Origin of the sequence: Caldimonas sp., assembly GCF_046289365.1 — a bacterium.
In the GTDB taxonomy this organism is placed as follows: domain Bacteria; phylum Pseudomonadota; class Gammaproteobacteria; order Burkholderiales; family Burkholderiaceae_C; genus Caldimonas.
Genome location: NZ_JBKBVU010000076.1, coordinates 1 through 14,266, shown reverse-complemented (window position 1 = coordinate 14,266; position 14,266 = coordinate 1). Strand labels below are relative to the sequence as shown.

Annotated in this window: 15 protein-coding genes; 8 read left to right on the top strand and 7 right to left on the bottom strand. The window is 66.2% G+C overall.

Annotated elements, in window-relative coordinates; genetic code table 11:
• The coding region (locus ACK42S_RS09500) for a M16 family metallopeptidase (RefSeq protein ID WP_409706179.1) at window positions 1-2,116 on the top strand (2,116 nt) is incomplete at its 5' end.
• On the opposite strand, the gene ACK42S_RS09495 is transcribed toward ACK42S_RS09500, so the two are convergent.
• Window positions 2,106-3,305 (bottom strand): GNAT family N-acetyltransferase, encoded by a 1,200-nt coding sequence (locus ACK42S_RS09495; protein WP_409706176.1) that lies wholly within the window; start codon window positions 3,303-3,305, stop codon window positions 2,106-2,108. The genes ACK42S_RS09500 and ACK42S_RS09495 overlap by 11 nt on opposite strands.
• Between ACK42S_RS09495 and ACK42S_RS09490 the strand changes: the two genes are divergently transcribed.
• Together ACK42S_RS09490 and glnK are read left to right on the top strand one after the other, a co-directional pair.
• On the top strand, window positions 3,306-5,003 hold the full coding sequence (locus tag ACK42S_RS09490) for an NAD+ synthase (protein WP_409706173.1): 1,698 nt from the start codon (window positions 3,306-3,308) through the stop codon (window positions 5,001-5,003).
• Between the two features lie 36 nt (window positions 5,004-5,039).
• A complete protein-coding gene (gene glnK, locus ACK42S_RS09485) occupies window positions 5,040-5,378 on the top strand; it encodes a P-II family nitrogen regulator (protein ID WP_409706170.1) in 339 nt (112 codons plus the stop codon).
• 47 nt (window positions 5,379-5,425) lie between these two features.
• On the opposite strand, the gene ACK42S_RS09480 is transcribed toward glnK, so the two are convergent.
• Genes ACK42S_RS09480 through ACK42S_RS09455 form a run of 6 tightly spaced genes read right to left on the bottom strand, consistent with a single transcriptional unit; the run spans window position 5,426 to window position 8,768 of the window.
• Window positions 5,426-6,016, bottom strand: coding sequence for a TIGR00730 family Rossman fold protein (locus tag ACK42S_RS09480; RefSeq protein WP_409706167.1), 591 nt, complete (start codon window positions 6,014-6,016; stop codon window positions 5,426-5,428).
• Between the two features lie 12 nt (window positions 6,017-6,028).
• Window positions 6,029-6,415, bottom strand: a complete 387-nt coding sequence (locus tag ACK42S_RS09475) for a diacylglycerol kinase (protein WP_409706164.1) — start codon at window positions 6,413-6,415, stop codon at window positions 6,029-6,031.
• Between the two features lie 37 nt (window positions 6,416-6,452).
• A complete protein-coding gene (locus tag ACK42S_RS09470) occupies window positions 6,453-7,001 on the bottom strand; it encodes an RDD family protein (RefSeq protein ID WP_409706161.1) in 549 nt (182 codons plus the stop codon).
• A complete protein-coding gene (locus ACK42S_RS09465) occupies window positions 6,998-7,768 on the bottom strand; it encodes a DUF3106 domain-containing protein (protein WP_409706158.1) in 771 nt (256 codons plus the stop codon). Before ACK42S_RS09465 ends, ACK42S_RS09470 begins: the two co-directional genes overlap by 4 nt.
• Window positions 7,765-8,205, bottom strand: coding sequence for a DUF3619 family protein (locus ACK42S_RS09460; protein ID WP_409706155.1), 441 nt, complete (start codon window positions 8,203-8,205; stop codon window positions 7,765-7,767). Before ACK42S_RS09460 ends, ACK42S_RS09465 begins: the two co-directional genes overlap by 4 nt.
• Entirely contained in the window at window positions 8,202-8,768 is a 567-nt protein-coding gene (locus ACK42S_RS09455) for an RNA polymerase sigma factor (protein WP_409706152.1), read from the bottom strand. Before ACK42S_RS09455 ends, ACK42S_RS09460 begins: the two co-directional genes overlap by 4 nt.
• Before the next feature lie 232 nt (window positions 8,769-9,000).
• Between ACK42S_RS09455 and ACK42S_RS09450 the strand changes: the two genes are divergently transcribed.
• The 5 genes from ACK42S_RS09450 (at window position 9,001) to pssA (ending at window position 14,037) form a co-directional block, all read left to right on the top strand.
• Window positions 9,001-10,785 (top strand): acetolactate synthase 3 catalytic subunit, encoded by a 1,785-nt coding sequence (locus ACK42S_RS09450; RefSeq protein WP_409706149.1) that lies wholly within the window; start codon window positions 9,001-9,003, stop codon window positions 10,783-10,785.
• 156 nt (window positions 10,786-10,941) lie between these two features.
• The gene (gene ilvN / locus ACK42S_RS09445; protein WP_019560315.1) at window positions 10,942-11,433 is read left to right on the top strand and encodes an acetolactate synthase small subunit; all 492 of its coding nucleotides are present in this window, start codon (window positions 10,942-10,944) and stop codon (window positions 11,431-11,433) included.
• A 38-nt stretch (window positions 11,434-11,471) separates the two neighbouring features.
• The gene (gene ilvC / locus ACK42S_RS09440; RefSeq protein ID WP_409706146.1) at window positions 11,472-12,488 is read left to right on the top strand and encodes a ketol-acid reductoisomerase; all 1,017 of its coding nucleotides are present in this window, start codon (window positions 11,472-11,474) and stop codon (window positions 12,486-12,488) included.
• An 83-nt stretch (window positions 12,489-12,571) separates the two neighbouring features.
• A complete protein-coding gene (locus ACK42S_RS09435; protein ID WP_409706143.1) occupies window positions 12,572-13,213 on the top strand; it encodes a phosphatidylserine decarboxylase in 642 nt (213 codons plus the stop codon).
• The gene (gene pssA / locus ACK42S_RS09430; RefSeq protein WP_409706140.1) at window positions 13,213-14,037 is read left to right on the top strand and encodes a CDP-diacylglycerol--serine O-phosphatidyltransferase; all 825 of its coding nucleotides are present in this window, start codon (window positions 13,213-13,215) and stop codon (window positions 14,035-14,037) included. The genes ACK42S_RS09435 and pssA overlap by 1 nt, the downstream gene beginning before the upstream one ends.
• The last annotated feature ends 229 nt before the right edge of the window (window positions 14,038-14,266 follow it).

The following is a 14,266-nucleotide window of genomic DNA, read 5'->3' as shown; positions in this document are numbered from 1 at the left end:
CGACATCGCAGCCTTGCGACGCTTCTATCGGACACACTACCGCCCGGACAATGCAACCTTGATCGTCTCAGGCTTGTTCGACCCGGCGCAGGTCTTGGCCTGGATCCAGGAGTCTTTCGGCCCGATCCCGAAACCGGAGCATCCGCTGCCGGCGGCGCCGACGCTCGACCCGGTGCAGGACGGTGAGCGCGAGGTCGTGCTGCGTCGCCCGGGTGGCGTGCCCCTGGTCTATGCGCTCTACCATGTGCCGCCGGGCCCTCATCCGGATCATGCGGCGATGCGTGCGCTGGCACTCATCCTGGGTGACAGCCCAGGGGGACGGCTGCATCGTGCGCTGGTGGAGACGTCGCAGGCGGCGGCCGCGTTTGCCTTCACGCAGGGACTGGCGGATCCCGGGTATGCGCTGTTCGGCTTGCAGTTGCAGTCCGAGGAAGACCTGATCGAGGCCGAGCGCATGATGCTGAAGGAGATCGAGGGTCTGGTCGTCCATCCGATCACGGCTTCGGAGCTGGAGCGTGCCAAGGCGCGCTGGCTCAAGCAATGGGAGCTGTCGTTTGCCAATGCGGAGACGGTGGGGGTCGCGTTGTCGGAGTCGATTGCCCAGGGGGATTGGCGACTGTTCTTCCTGACCCGTGACCGCATGCGCGACCTGCAGCTTGAGCAGGTGCAACGGGTGGCCGAACAGTATCTGCGGCGCGACAACCGGACGGTGGCGCGGTATGTGCCGACGCAGGAGCTGCGACGTGCCCCCGAACCCCGGCGCGTCGACGTGGCCGGGATGCTCCAAGACTACCGCGGGGATTCGCGCCTGGCCGCGGTGCCGACCTTCGAGGCCTCGCCGGCAAACATCGACGCACGCACCCGGGTGGTGGCCGTCACCGACGGATTGCAGGCGGCCTTGCTGTCCAAGGCCACGCGGGGACAGCTCGTGCATGCCCGTCTGGATCTGCGTTTCGGTACGGTGCAGGACCTGCGGGGGCAGGCCGAGGTGGCCGCCTTGGTGGCGGCATTGCTCGACAAGGGGACGAGGCACCGGCCCCGCCAGGCCTTGGCCGATGAACTGGACCGGTTGCGTGCGGACGTCTCGGTGCATGAAGTCGTTGGGGGCGTCAGTGTGGCCTTGCGCACGGTGCGCGAACACTTGCCGGCTCTGGTGGGGATCGTGGCCGAGATGCTGCGCGAACCCGCCCTGGACGCCACGGCGCTCGACGAGGTGAAGCGGCAATGGCTCGCGAGCCTGGAGGAGGCCCATCGCTCGCCGGAGGAGCTGGCGGACAACGCGGTGCTGCGACGGCTTCATCCTTATCCCGAAGACGATGTGCGGCACGTGCCCACGCTGGCGACCCAGATGGACCGGGTGCGTGCCGTGGAAATCGAACAGGTTCGGGCGTTCCACCGCCGCTTCTACGGGGCGTCGTTTGCCCAGTTCTCGGCCGTGGGGGACTTCGACGAGCAGGCGGTGACGCAGGCCCTGCGCACGCATCTGGGAGGATGGAAGAGCCCTGGACCCTATCTGCGGGTGCCGCGTCCGATGGTGACGGTCGAGCCGGGCTTCGAGCGCCTTCGCACGCCAGACCAGCGCAATGCCTACCTGCGGGCCAGTTTGCCGCTGCCCTTGAACGATAGCGATCCAGACTATCCGGCCTTGATGCTGGCGAACTACCTGCTTGGCCAAGGAGGCAGTTCGCGGTTGTGGACCCGGGTCCGCGAGACCGAGGGCCTGTCTTACGGGATCCAGACCTATGTGGAATGGAGCGCCTGGGAACCGCATTCGGTCTGGTCACTGTCGGTGATCTTCGCGCCGGAGAATCTTGGCCGTGTGCGACGGGCGATCGATGAGGAGTTCGCACGTGTGCTCACCGGGGGGTTCACGCCCGATGAGCTCGAGGCGGGTCGCAAGGGGCTGCTGGCGCTGCGGCATTTGTCCCGTGCACAGGATGGTCATCTGACCGCGGCACTGGCCGAGAACCTGCGGCTGGGGCGGCGTTTCGCCGTTTCCCAGGCTGTGGACGAGCGCATTGCGCAGCTGAGCCTGCAGGAGGTGAACGCGGTGGTGCGCAAGTACCTGAGGCCGGAGCGCTTCGTCTGGGCGGCTGCCGGCGACTTCAGGGAGTGAGGCGGGTTCCCTGGTGGGGGATCGCGCGAAAAGGGTCGCGCTCGCGCAATTCGTCCATATAGGCGGCCAGGCCCAGAGCCTCCCGGTCCAGAAAGCGGGCGACCGCCTCAGCAAAGGCGGGCTGGCTCAACCAATGGGCCGACTGCGTGGTCACCGGCCGCAGCCCGCGGGCCATCTTGTGTTCGCCCTGGGCCCCACCCTCGAAGCGGCGGTAGCCTCGCGCGATGCACCAAGCGAGCGGCTGGTAGTAGCAGGCCTCGAAGTGCAGGCAGGCCAGAGGTTCCAGACTGCCCCAGTAGCGGCCATAGGCCAGGCCCTGTGATGGATTCAGGGCGAGCAGTGAGGTGGCAATGGGGCGCCCGTCGCGTCGTGCGATGAACATCAGCCAGTGCTCGGGCAGCGTCGCAGCCACCTCGGAGAAGAAGGCCCTCGTCAGATAGGGCGTGGAGTGGTGGGCGCGGTAGGTGGCCAGGTAGCAGCGGTAGAAGAAGTCCCAGTCGGCCTCGGCGATCTCGCGACCGGCCCGTACCTCGAACGCCACGCCGGCATCGGCGACACGGCGCCGCTCCTGGAGGATCTTCTTGCGTTTGTCGCGGTGCAGATCGGCCAGGAACTCTTCAAAACTTCCGTAAGGCTGCGCTTGACGGTTGTGCCAATGAAACTGCACGCTGCTGCGCAGCAGCCAGCCCTCGGACCGTGCCGCGACCACGTCGTCTTCCGATAGGAAGAGCACATGGACCGACGACAAGCCGAGCTGTTCGGCCTTCAGGCGCAGGGCGCGCAGCAGGATGCGCCGTGTGTCGGTGTTGCGTGCCAGCAGGCGCGGACCGGGCACCGGTGTGAAAGGCACGGCTGCGGTCAGCTTGGGGTAGTAGGGCAGCCCATGGCGTTCATGCGCCTCGGCCCAGGCCCAGTCGAAGACGTACTCTCCATAGGAATGCGACTTCAGATAGGCCGGGCAGGCCCCTTGCAACTCACCGTAGCGCCACAGGGTGAGGTATTGGGGCAGCCAGCCGGTGTGCGCCGTGGCGCTGCCGGATCGGTGCAAGGCGGCCAGGTAGGCGTGGCGCAGGAAGGGCGTGCCGCCTGGCAGGCCGTCGATGAGCGCATCCCAGGCCGGGCCGTCGATCTCCGAAGGGTCTTCGACGACCCGGATGACATAATCGGATGGACTGAATTCTTCCTGCATATGTCAACACACGCCGTCGTGAAGGTTGCGGTAGCGCAGTTCAATCCGTGGGTGGGAGATCTCCCCGGGAACGTGGCCCGCATCGAGGCCCTCGCCCGCCAGGCATACGCACAAGGGGTGCGCCTGCTGGTGACGCCGGAGCTGTCGCTGTGCGGCTATCCGCCGGAGGATCTGCTGCTGCGGCCGGCCTTTCTGCAGGCCTGCGAGGAGGCCTTGCAGCAGTGCGCGGTGCGCCTGGCCGATCTGGAGGGCTTGCATGTGGTCGTCGGGCATCCACGGGCCGGGTCTGGTTCAGGGGATCTTAGGACCAAGTCCGTGATCGTGCCGCAGCGCGTGAACGCGGCCTCGGTGTTGGCGGGGGGAAAGGTGCAGGCCACCTACGCCAAGCGGGAGCTGCCCAACTACCAGGTCTTCGACGAGCGGCGCTATTTCGTTTCGGGGCGCGAGCTGGGGTTGGGGCCCGTGGTGTTCGAGGTGCAGGGGGTGCGCTTTGGCCTGAACATCTGCGAGGACGCCTGGTTTGCCGAGCCGGCACGCAGTGCACAACAGGCCGGAGCCCAGGTGCTGCTGGTGCTCAATGCGTCTCCCTACCATCTGGGCAAGGTCCATGAGCGCGAGCAGCGCATGGCCGAGCGCTCGCGTGCCTGCGGCCTGCCACTCATCTATGCCCACCAAGTGGGCGGTCAGGACGAGGTGGTGTTCGATGGGGCCTCCTTCGCGATCGATGCCGATGGCACGGTGAAGGCCCGTGCACCGATGTTCGAGGAACATCTGCTGGTGCTGGAGGTCACGTCTTCGGGGATTCGCGGCGAGGTGCACCCGCTGCCTCCGCTGGAGGCTCAGGTCTGGGCTGCCCTGGTCACGGGCGTGCGAGACTACGTGGGCAAGAACGGTTTTCCCGGTGCCATCATCGGTTTGAGCGGCGGCGTCGATTCGGCGCTGGTGCTGGCGGTGGCCGTCGATGCGCTTGGAGCTGACAAGGTGCGCGCGGTGATGATGCCCTCGCCCTACACGGCGCCGATGTCGTGGCTCGATGCACGCGACATGGCGCAGCGCCTGGGGGTGCGCTACGACGAATTCTCGATCACGCCGATGTTCGAGGCCTTCAAGTCCGCGCTGGCCACCGAGTTTGCAGGGCTGGCCGAGGATGCGACCGAGGAGAACATCCAGGCCCGCGTGCGCGGAACACTGCTGATGGCCTTGTCGAACAAGCACGGCAGCATCGTGCTGACCACGGGCAACAAGAGCGAGATGGCCACCGGCTATTGCACGCTGTATGGCGACATGGCTGGCGGTTTTGCGGTGATCAAGGATGTGGCCAAAACCCTGGTCTACCGCCTGGCGCGCTGGAAGAATGAGCAGCCCACGCCTCGGGCCGACGGCAGCATCGGACCGGTGATTCCCGAGCGCATCATCACGCGGCCGCCATCGGCTGAGCTGCGGCCCGACCAGACCGACCAGGACAGCCTGCCGCCCTACGAAGTGCTGGATGCGATCATGCAGCGCTACATGGAGGATGACCAGGGCATCGAGGAGATCGTGGCGGCCGGCTATGCGCGAGAGGATGTCGAGCGGGTCATACGGCTGCTGAAGATCAACGAGTACAAGCGCCGCCAGGCGCCGGTGGGCATCCGCATCACCCACCGTGCCTTCGGCAGGGACTGGCGCTATCCGATCACCTCGAAGTTCCGCGCGTAAACTACTCGCATCGAACCTAGGAACCACGGAGCACCCATGAAGCAGATCACCGCCATCATCAAACCCTTCAAGCTCGAGGAGGTGCGTGAGGCCCTGGCCGATGTGGGCGTGACGGGCCTGACGGTCACCGAAGTCAAGGGCTTCGGGCGTCAGAAGGGTCACACCGAGCTCTACCGCGGCGCTGAGTATGTGGTGGACTTCCTGCCGAAGGTGAAGGTCGAGGTGGTGATCAAGGACGACGATGTCGATCGCTGCATCGAGGCCATCGTGAAGGCGGCCAAGACGGGCAAGATCGGCGACGGGAAGATTTTCGTGACACCGGTGGAGCAGGTGGTTCGCATCCGCACGGGCGAGACCGACGACGCGGCCATCTGAATGTTCGCGACGCCCCAGTGGGCCACCCCGGGGCGGGCCGGGGGCTTTCAGATGCGTCGATAGTCGTCCGGTGCGGTGGCGTGGCAGGCCTGGTGCATCAGGCGCCGCAGCAGTTCAGCGGGATCGGTCCCCACCTCGAGGACACCAAGCTGTGCCAGACTCAGGAAGCCCTGCTCTACCGTGTGGGCGAGGAAGGACGCCAGCTTGTCGTAGTAGCCGCCCACGTTGAGCAGGCCGATGGGCTTGTCGTGGTAGCCCAGTTGTCGCCAGGTCCAGACCTCGAAGAGCTCCTCGAAGGTGCCGATACCTCCCGGTAGCGCCAGGAACGCGTCGGCCTGCTCGGCCATGAGTCGTTTGCGCTCGTGCATGGTCTGCACCACGTGCAGTTCGGTCAGGCCGCGATGGCCGACCTCCCGGTCCATCAAGGTCTGCGGGATGACGCCGATCACGGTGCCTCCTTCGGCCAGCGCGGCATCGGCCACGATGCCCATCAGACCGACTCGCCCTCCGCCATAGACCAGACGAGCGCCGGCGCGAGCCAAGTGGCGACCCAGTGCATGGGCGGCGTCGGCGAACGCGGGGTCCACGCCAGGGCGTGAGCCACAGTACACGCACAGGGAGAAGGTGGGTGGGCTCATGGAGGTGGTGTTTCAGAGGAGGTCGGCGAAGCGGGCATGGAGGGCGCTCGCCCAGATGGCGGCGCACAGCAGCAGCGACAGCAGCACGGCGGCGCTGGCGACATCTTTTGCCCGCTTGGACAGCTCGTGCATCTCGTAGGAGACACGGTCGATGGCCGCCTCGATGCCAGAGTTGAGCAGTTCGACGATCAGCACCAGCGCCACCGAACCGGCCAGCACGGCAGTCTCGACCCAGTCGCGGCCCAACCAGAACGCCGCGGGCACCATCACGACGGCCAGCCAGAACTCCTGGCGGAAGGCGCTTTCGCCCTGGTAGGCCATTCGCAGGCCGTCCAGGGAGTGGCGCAGGGCATGCAGGATGCGATCCAAGCCGGTTCGGCCTTTGTGCGGGTTGGTCATGGATCCGATTGTGCCGCCCCGTCGTGGCCGACCGATGTCAGGAGCCGGCACGGCTAGGGGGTGGCACGAGGACCAGCCGGGTGCCGCACAAGGCGTCATGCCAGAACTGGCGGTCGGCACGCAGCCCGCTCAGAAACGCGTAGATGAGCGCCCAGCCTGCCAGGGCCGCGAAGACGGTCCAGCCGCTGCCGGTCCAGCCCAGGAGATGGGCCAGGCCCAAGCCGGGCAGAACCCAGACCCAGGCGCAGACGAAGCGGCCCAGGGCCCGGGCCAGGCCCGGGGGGCGGCCGTCGGGGCCTTCCAGGCGGATGCGCCAGGTCTGCATCGGCAGGGTCTGCCCGCTGCGCGTCCAGCACCAGATGAAGTACAGCGCCAGCACGGTCGTTACGAACAAGCCCAACCCGAGGCGGCCGTCAAGGGCGTGGCGTTGCCCCGTTGCCACGCCATAGACGAGCCCGGTGATCATCACGACGCCGAACAGCAGCACAGTCTCGTAGGTCAGGCAGGCCAGGCGACGGCGCAGCGTTGGCGCGGCGGCGGGCGCAAGGGCGCGAGTTCGTGGAGGGGCGAAAAGATTCGTGCTCAAGGGACGTTCGGACGGGTGGTGGGGGCTGCGCTGCGGCTCGGTGGCACGACGACAGCGGCGCCTTGGGGGCCTGCCAAGGGCAGCAGGGTCTTCGGATGGACGAAGCCCGGGGAGGTGGCGATCTTCGGCAGCCCGGCCTGCTGATGCCACGGTGGCATCGGCTGCTGGGTGATCGGGATGGTCGTGGCGCCCGGGCGGACCTGGGCCGTGGTGGGGGTCACGGGCTGTGGTGCTACCCGGCTGGCCGCCGGAGGGGGCACCAGGCCGGTTCGCTCGCGCCCAAGGCTCCTGCGCTCGGAAGAGGGGCGCGTGGCGGGCCCGGACGTACGCGCCTGCGCGGCCAGGGCCCGACGCTCCTCGGGCGACAGCGCCTGATAGGTTTCCCAGCGATTCAGTCGTTCAGCGGGCGGCAGTTCATGGATGGACTGGAAATTGATGCGTGCCTGGGTGCGCTGCTGTGGCGACAGCTGCACCCACTCAAGCATGCGCTGGTGGACACGCCGCCGATCGTCCTCGCTCATGCGGGGGAAGCGTTCGGCGATCTCGAGCCACTTACGTTTGCGAGCGCCATCCAGGCGGTTCCATTCGCTGCGCAAGGGGGCGAGAGCCTCCTGCTGAGCCGGGCTCAGGCGGCTCCAGCGCGGGCCGTCAGAGGCGGTGGCCTGCGCCAGTGCCGGCATGGGCAGGCCGGCGACCCACCCGCCCGCCGCGGCACACAGCAGGGCGGTCAGCACACCAGCCAGGGAAGAGGCCGTCCGTCGCATCATTCCCGCGAGGTCTTCAGGAACTCCAGAAAGCCTGGGTCGGCATAGGCGGCCGGGGGCAGGTCGTCGGTCAGCAGGGTCGCGTCGATCTCGGCGGCCAGGCGGATCTGCCGCTCGGCGTGCCAATCTTCGATCAGGGCCAACCCGGCCAGCAGGGCCAGCAACGGGAGCAGGCTGCCCAGCGCAGCCGCCCACCAGGACGGGCCATCGCGGTTCGTCCGGCTGCCGTGTCCCAGGACGGCGGTGCCGCCGGCGCCCATGGGCAGGAGGGTCCCGGCCGCGGCGGTGCGGCGGCGCGCCAGCGCCTGCGTGCGCGCAAACCGCAGGCGCTCACTGACGTCGGCCGGCACATCGACCTCGGACAGTCGGGCCGCGATGCGCAGGCCCAGGCGTGCTTCCAGGACCTCGATCTCGGCCGGGTGAAGGGTGTTTGGGTTCATGGCACGATCCCCTTGGCCTTGAGGGCGCGGGCCAGGGCATGCACCGCGCGCGAACAATGTGTCTTGACGCTGCCTTCGGAGCAGCCCATCACCGAAGCCGTCTCGGCGACGTCGAACTCTTCCCAGTAACGCATCAAAAATGCCTCCCGTTGACGCGGTGGCAGCTTCTGCACCTCGGCATCGATGGCCTGGAGCACCTGGCTGCGCGACAGCGCGTCCGCAGCACTTTCCGTGCCCTGCGTGGCCTGCAGCGCCTCGAGCGTGTCGAGCAGGTCGACCGCATCATCGCCATCATGCCCTTCGAGGTCGGAAAAGGACTGCATCACTGTCGTGCGCACCTTCTGCCGGCGGAACCAGTCCGTGGTGGCGTTGGACAGAATGCGCTGAAAGAGCAGCGGCAGTTCGGCCGCCGGGCGGTCGCCGTACTTCTCGGCCAGCCGGATCATGGCGTCTTGCACGATGTCCAGCGCGGCATCGGTATCGCGCACCGCGTAGACGACACGCTTGAAGGCGCGCTTGTCGGCCCCCTTGAGGAAGTCGCTGAGTTCTTGTTCGGTCGCCAAGGGACAGTGCCGGATCAGGCGCGCTCGGAAAACAATCAGAAATTATCGCATCGCCCTGCGCCGGTGCGTCGCGGCAATGTCATAATGCTGCCCTGCACAACATTGGGTCTCGACTCGGACGCCCGACCCGGGCGCCTCGTTCATGACCGCGCAGGCTCCACACCCGCCTCACGAGGGCGTGGAAAGGGGCACCGATCGTTTTTCGTCAGAGAAATTCAGAAAGGTTCGACATATGGACATGTCTGCCGCGGAACACAAGCGCGCTGCCGCCTCCGATGGCGCGCCATCCCCGCAATCCTCCCGTCAGGAACTCAACGGCTCCGACATCCTGGTGCGCTGTCTCCAGGCCGAGGGCGTGAAGTACATCTGGGGCTACCCCGGAGGGGCCGTCCTCTACATTTACGACGCGCTGTACAAGCAGGAGACCATCCAGCACGTGCTGGTGCGCCATGAGCAGGCGGCCGTGCACGCCGCCGACGGCTATGCCCGCGCCACCGGCGAAGTGGGGGTCGCGCTGGTCACCTCGGGGCCGGGCGTCACCAATGCCATCACCGGCATCGCCACGGCCTACATGGATTCCATCCCCATGGTGATCATCACGGGGCAGGTGCCTACGCCGGCCATCGGCCTGGATGCCTTCCAGGAATGCGACACGGTGGGCATCACGCGCCCGATCGTCAAGCACAACTTCCTCGTCAAGGACGTCAAGGACCTGGCCGCGACGATGAAGAAGGCCTTCCACATCGCGCGCACCGGCCGCCCCGGCCCGGTGGTGGTGGACGTGCCCAAGGACGTGTCGCTCAAGACGGCCGAGTTCCACTACCCCGAGCGCGTGGAGATGCGCTCGTACAACCCGGTGCGCAAAGGCCACGGCGGACAGATCCGCAAGGCCGTGCAACTGCTGATGCAGGCCAAGCGGCCATACATCTACACCGGCGGCGGTGTGATCCTGGGCGATGCCTCGGCCGAGCTGCGCGAGCTCGTCGACCTGCTGGGCTATCCCTGCACCAACACGCTGATGGGCCTGGGCGCCTTCCCGGCCACCGATCCGCGCTTCCTGGGCATGCTGGGCATGCACGGCACCTACGAGGCCAACATGACCATGCAGAACTGCGATGTGCTGCTGGCCGTGGGCGCGCGTTTCGACGACCGCGTGATCGGCAATCCCAAGCACTTTGCCTCTGTGGAACGCAAGATCATCCACGTCGACATCGACCCCTCGTCCATCTCGAAGCGGGTGAAGGTCGACATCCCCATCGTGGGCGACGTGAAGGACGTGCTGCAGGAACTGATCGCTCAGATCCGCGAGGCCCAGACCCGGCCCGACGCCCAGGCGCTGGCGGCCTGGTGGGGCCAGATCAACGAATGGCGCAAGCGCGAGTGCCTGAAGTACAAGCACTCCGACGAAGTCATCAAGCCCCAGTTCGTGGTCGAGAAGCTCTGGGAAATGACCCGCGGCCGCGAGACTTACATCACCTCCGACGTGGGCCAGCACCAGATGTGGGCGGCCCAGTTCTACCGCTTCGACGAGCCGCGCCGCTGGATCAACTCCGGGGGGCTGGGCACCATGGGCGTGGGCCTGCCCTATGCAATGGGCATCAAGTTGGCCAAGCCGGATGCCGACGTGTTCTGCATCACCGGCGAGGGCTCCATCCAGATGTGCATCCAGGAGCTCTCCACCTGTCAGCAGTACCAGACGCCGGTCAAGATCATCTCGCTGAACAACCGCTACCTGGGCATGGTGCGCCAGTGGCAGCAGCTCGATTACGGCGGCCGCTACTCGCACAGCTACATGGACGCGCTGCCCGACTTCGTCAAGCTCGCCGAGGCCTATGGCCATGTGGGGATGAAGATCGAGAAGCCCTCGGAGGTGGAGCCGGCGCTGCGCGAGATGATGCGCCTGAAGGACCGCACGGTCTTCCTGGACGTGCGCACCGATCCGACCGAGAACGTCTGGCCCATGGTCCAGGCGGGCAAGGGCATCACGGAGATGCTGCTGGGCTCCGAAGACCTGTGACCCACGGCAAGGCCGGCAAGGGCGCCACGTTGCCGCGTGGCGTCAGGCGCCGGCCGGACGTGGCGAACGGCTCCGCAACGACAATCACCCCTTCGAAGGACGTGGCCAAGGGCCGCCGGTTACCGCCGTCGGCCTGAAGAGCGCGAACAACGACCCATGAAACACATCATTGCAGTGCTGCTGGAGAACGAGGCCGGCGCCCTCTCCCGCGTGGTGGGCCTCTTTTCGGCCCGCGGCTACAACATCGAAAGCCTCACCGTGGCGCCGACGGAAGACCCGTCGCTGTCGCGCATGACCATCGTCACCACGGGATCGGATGACGTGATCGAGCAGATCACCAAGCATCTGAACCGCCTGATCGAAGTGGTGAAGGTGGTGGACTTGACCGAAGGCAGCTACACCGAGCGCGAGCTCATGCTCATCAAGGTGCGCGCGGTGGGCAAGGAGCGCGAGGAGATGAAGCGCATGGCCGACATCTTCCGAGGACGCATCATCGACGTCACCGAGAAGACCTACACCATCGAACTGACCGGCGACGCCGCCAAGCTCGACGCCTTCATCGAGGCCATCGAGCGCACCGCCATCCTCGAGACCGTGCGCACCGGCACCAGCGGCATCGGCCGCGGTGAGCGGATTTTGCGCGTCTGATCCACCGAACCACCCCCCCGGACAACCTGGAGAACACCATGAAGGTCTACTACGACAAGGACGCCGACCTGAGCCTGATCAAGGGCAAGAACGTCACCATCATCGGCTATGGCTCGCAAGGCCATGCCCATGCTCAGAACCTCAACGACAGCGGCGTGAAGGTGACCGTCGGCCTGCGCCGCGGCGGCGCTTCCTGGGCCAAGGCCGAAAAGGCCGGCCTGAAAGTGGCCGAGATCGCCGAGGCGGTGAAGACCGCCGACGTGGTGATGATCCTGCTGCCCGACGAGCAGATCGCCAGCGTGTACAAGAACGATGTCGAGCCTCACCTCAAGCAGGGGGCCTCGCTGGCCTTCGCGCATGGTTTCAACGTGCATTACGGGCAGGTGGTCCCCCGCGAGGATCTGGACGTGTGGATGGTCGCGCCCAAGGCGCCGGGCCACACCGTGCGCTCCACCTACACCCAAGGCGGTGGCGTGCCTCATCTCATCGCTGTGCATGCCGACAAGAGCGGCAAGGCCCGCGACCTGGCGCTGAGCTACGCGGCGGCCAATGGCGGCGGCAAGGCGGGCATCATCGAGACCAGCTTCCGCGAAGAGACCGAGACCGATTTGTTTGGTGAACAGGCGGTGCTGTGCGGTGGCACGGTGGAGCTGATCAAAGCCGGCTTCGAAACGCTGGTGGAAGCCGGCTATGCCCCCGAAATGGCCTACTTCGAATGCCTGCACGAGCTCAAGCTCATCGTGGACCTGATCTACGAAGGCGGTATCGCCAACATGAACTACTCGATTTCGAACAATGCCGAGTACGGCGAATACGTCACCGGTCCGCGCGTGATCACCGAGCAGACCAAGCAGGCCATGCGCCAGTGCCTGAAGGACATCCAGACCGGCGAGTACGCCAAGAGCTTCATCCTGGAGAACAAGGCGGGCGCGCCAACGCTGCTGTCGCGCCGCCGTCTGACCGCCGAGCACCCGATCGAGGTGGTGGGCGAGCAGTTGCGCGCGATGATGCCCTGGATCCGCAAGAACCGCCTGGTCGACCAGTCCAAGAACTGAGCGGCGTTGCCTCTGGCCGGATCGAGCCGCGAGGGGTTTCCTCGCGGCTTTTTTTCTCGTCGGGCTGTTGTATCCTCGCGCCCATGAACTATCCCCATCCCTTTCTCGCGAAGGAAGGCTGGCCTTTCATCGCCATCGCCTTTTTCTTGGCGGTCTTTGCCTCCTTCTTCGTGCCGGGCTTCCCGGCTTTTATGTGCTGGCTGGCGCTGGCCTTCGTGGTGCAGTTCTTCCGCGATCCGCCCCGGCCGGTTCCGGCCGATCCGGGCGCGGTGCTGTCGCCGGCTGATGGTCGCATCGTCAAGGTTGAAAAGGTGCGTGATCCCTATGCCGACCGTGATGCGCTGCTCATCAGCGTGTTCATGAATGTCTTCAATGTGCACTCCAATCGCATCAGCGTGGATGGCCGCGTTGCGAAAGTGCAATATTTCCCGGGGCTGTTCATCAACGCTGACCTGGACAAGGCTTCGACGGAAAACGAGCGCAATGCCGTGGTGATCGAGTCGGGCGCGCACACCGTGACGCTGGTGCAGGTGGCCGGACTGATCGCCCGACGCATCCTGTGCTACGTGAAGCCTGGCGATGTGGTCGAGAAGGGGCAGCGCTACGGCTTCATCCGCTTCGGCTCCCGTGTGGACGTTTACCTGCCGGTCGATGCCACGCCGCGCGTGGCCCCTGGCGACAAGGTGGCGGCCACTTCCACCATCCTGGCCGTCCTCCCGCAGTGATGAACGAGACGACGGAAACCGCCGATCCCCTGCACGAGGACGCACCCCGTCCGCGTCGCAAGGGCATCTACATTCTGCCCAATCTGTTCACGCTGGCCGCGCTGTTCGGGGGCTTCTACGCCATCGTGATGGCGATGAACAATCGTTTCGACTTGGCGGCCGTCGGCATCTTTTGTGCGATGGTGCTGGACAGCCTGGATGGGCGCGTGGCGCGCATGACCAACACCCAGAGCACCTTCGGCGAGCAGATGGACAGCCTGTCGGACATGGTGTCCTTCGGCGCTGCGCCGGCGCTCATCATGTACGAGTGGGCGCTCAAGGGCCTGGGCAAGCTGGGCTGGATCGCGGCCTTCGTCTACTGCTCCGGTGCGGCCTTGCGCCTGGCACGCTTCAACACGAACATCTCGGTGGTCGACAAGCGCTTCTTCCAGGGGCTGCCCAGCCCGGCGGCGGCGGCGCTGGTGGTGGGGTTCATCTGGGTGATGGACGACCTGGGCTACCGCGGGGCCTCGCGCATCGACTGGCTGACCTGGGGGGCGTTCGCGCTCACGCTGTACGCCGGGTTGACCATGGTCACCAACGTGCCCTTCTACAGCTTCAAGGACGTGAGCTTCCGGCACAGCGTGCCCTTCGTGGTGGTGGTCGCCATCGCCTTGGGTTTTGCGCTGATCGCTTATCACCCGCCGGCCGTGCTGTTCGCGTTGTTCGTGGTCTACGGCTTTTCGGGCTACGGGGTCTACGCCTACCGCAAGGCCAAGGGCAAGCCCGTCAGCGTGATCGCCGTGTCCACCGACGAGCCCGACGAGCAGGGGCTGCACCGCTGAACGGTGCTATATTGCTCATCATGGTTCCGTTCCTGACGATCCTGTCGCTACCTCTAGGAGTGCCGCGGGCACGCTGATCGTCTTCGTCAACGGTTTCCAGCACGTACGGCCCGCCAGCGCTCTCAGCCCGCGGGCCGTTTCGTTTCCACTGCATCGCATCCTCACGGAGCCCATCATGGCCGACAAGCTGATCATCTTCGACACCACGCTGCGCGACGGCGAGCAGTCC

Bases quoted from the DNA above. Each gene is read 5' to 3' on its own strand.
- ACK42S_RS09475 (WP_409706164.1), bottom strand. From the start codon at position 6,415: ATGACCAACCCGCACAAAGGCCGAACCGGCTTGGATCGCATCCTGCAT.
- ACK42S_RS09480 (WP_409706167.1), bottom strand. From the start codon at position 6,016: ATGAGCCCACCCACCTTCTCCCTGTGCGTGTACTGTGGCTCACGCCCT.
- ilvC (WP_409706146.1), top strand. From the start codon at position 11,472: ATGAAGGTCTACTACGACAAGGACGCCGACCTGAGCCTGATCAAGGGC.
- pssA (WP_409706140.1), top strand. From the start codon at position 13,213: ATGAACGAGACGACGGAAACCGCCGATCCCCTGCACGAGGACGCACCC.
- ACK42S_RS09490 (WP_409706173.1), top strand. From the start codon at position 3,306: ATGTCAACACACGCCGTCGTGAAGGTTGCGGTAGCGCAGTTCAATCCG.
- ACK42S_RS09450 (WP_409706149.1), top strand. From the start codon at position 9,001: ATGGACATGTCTGCCGCGGAACACAAGCGCGCTGCCGCCTCCGATGGC.
- ACK42S_RS09495 (WP_409706176.1), bottom strand. From the start codon at position 3,305: ATGCAGGAAGAATTCAGTCCATCCGATTATGTCATCCGGGTCGTCGAA.
- ilvN (WP_019560315.1), top strand. From the start codon at position 10,942: ATGAAACACATCATTGCAGTGCTGCTGGAGAACGAGGCCGGCGCCCTC.
- ACK42S_RS09435 (WP_409706143.1), top strand. From the start codon at position 12,572: ATGAACTATCCCCATCCCTTTCTCGCGAAGGAAGGCTGGCCTTTCATC.
- ACK42S_RS09460 (WP_409706155.1), bottom strand. From the start codon at position 8,205: ATGAACCCAAACACCCTTCACCCGGCCGAGATCGAGGTCCTGGAAGCA.
- glnK (WP_409706170.1), top strand. From the start codon at position 5,040: ATGAAGCAGATCACCGCCATCATCAAACCCTTCAAGCTCGAGGAGGTG.
- ACK42S_RS09465 (WP_409706158.1), bottom strand. From the start codon at position 7,768: ATGATGCGACGGACGGCCTCTTCCCTGGCTGGTGTGCTGACCGCCCTG.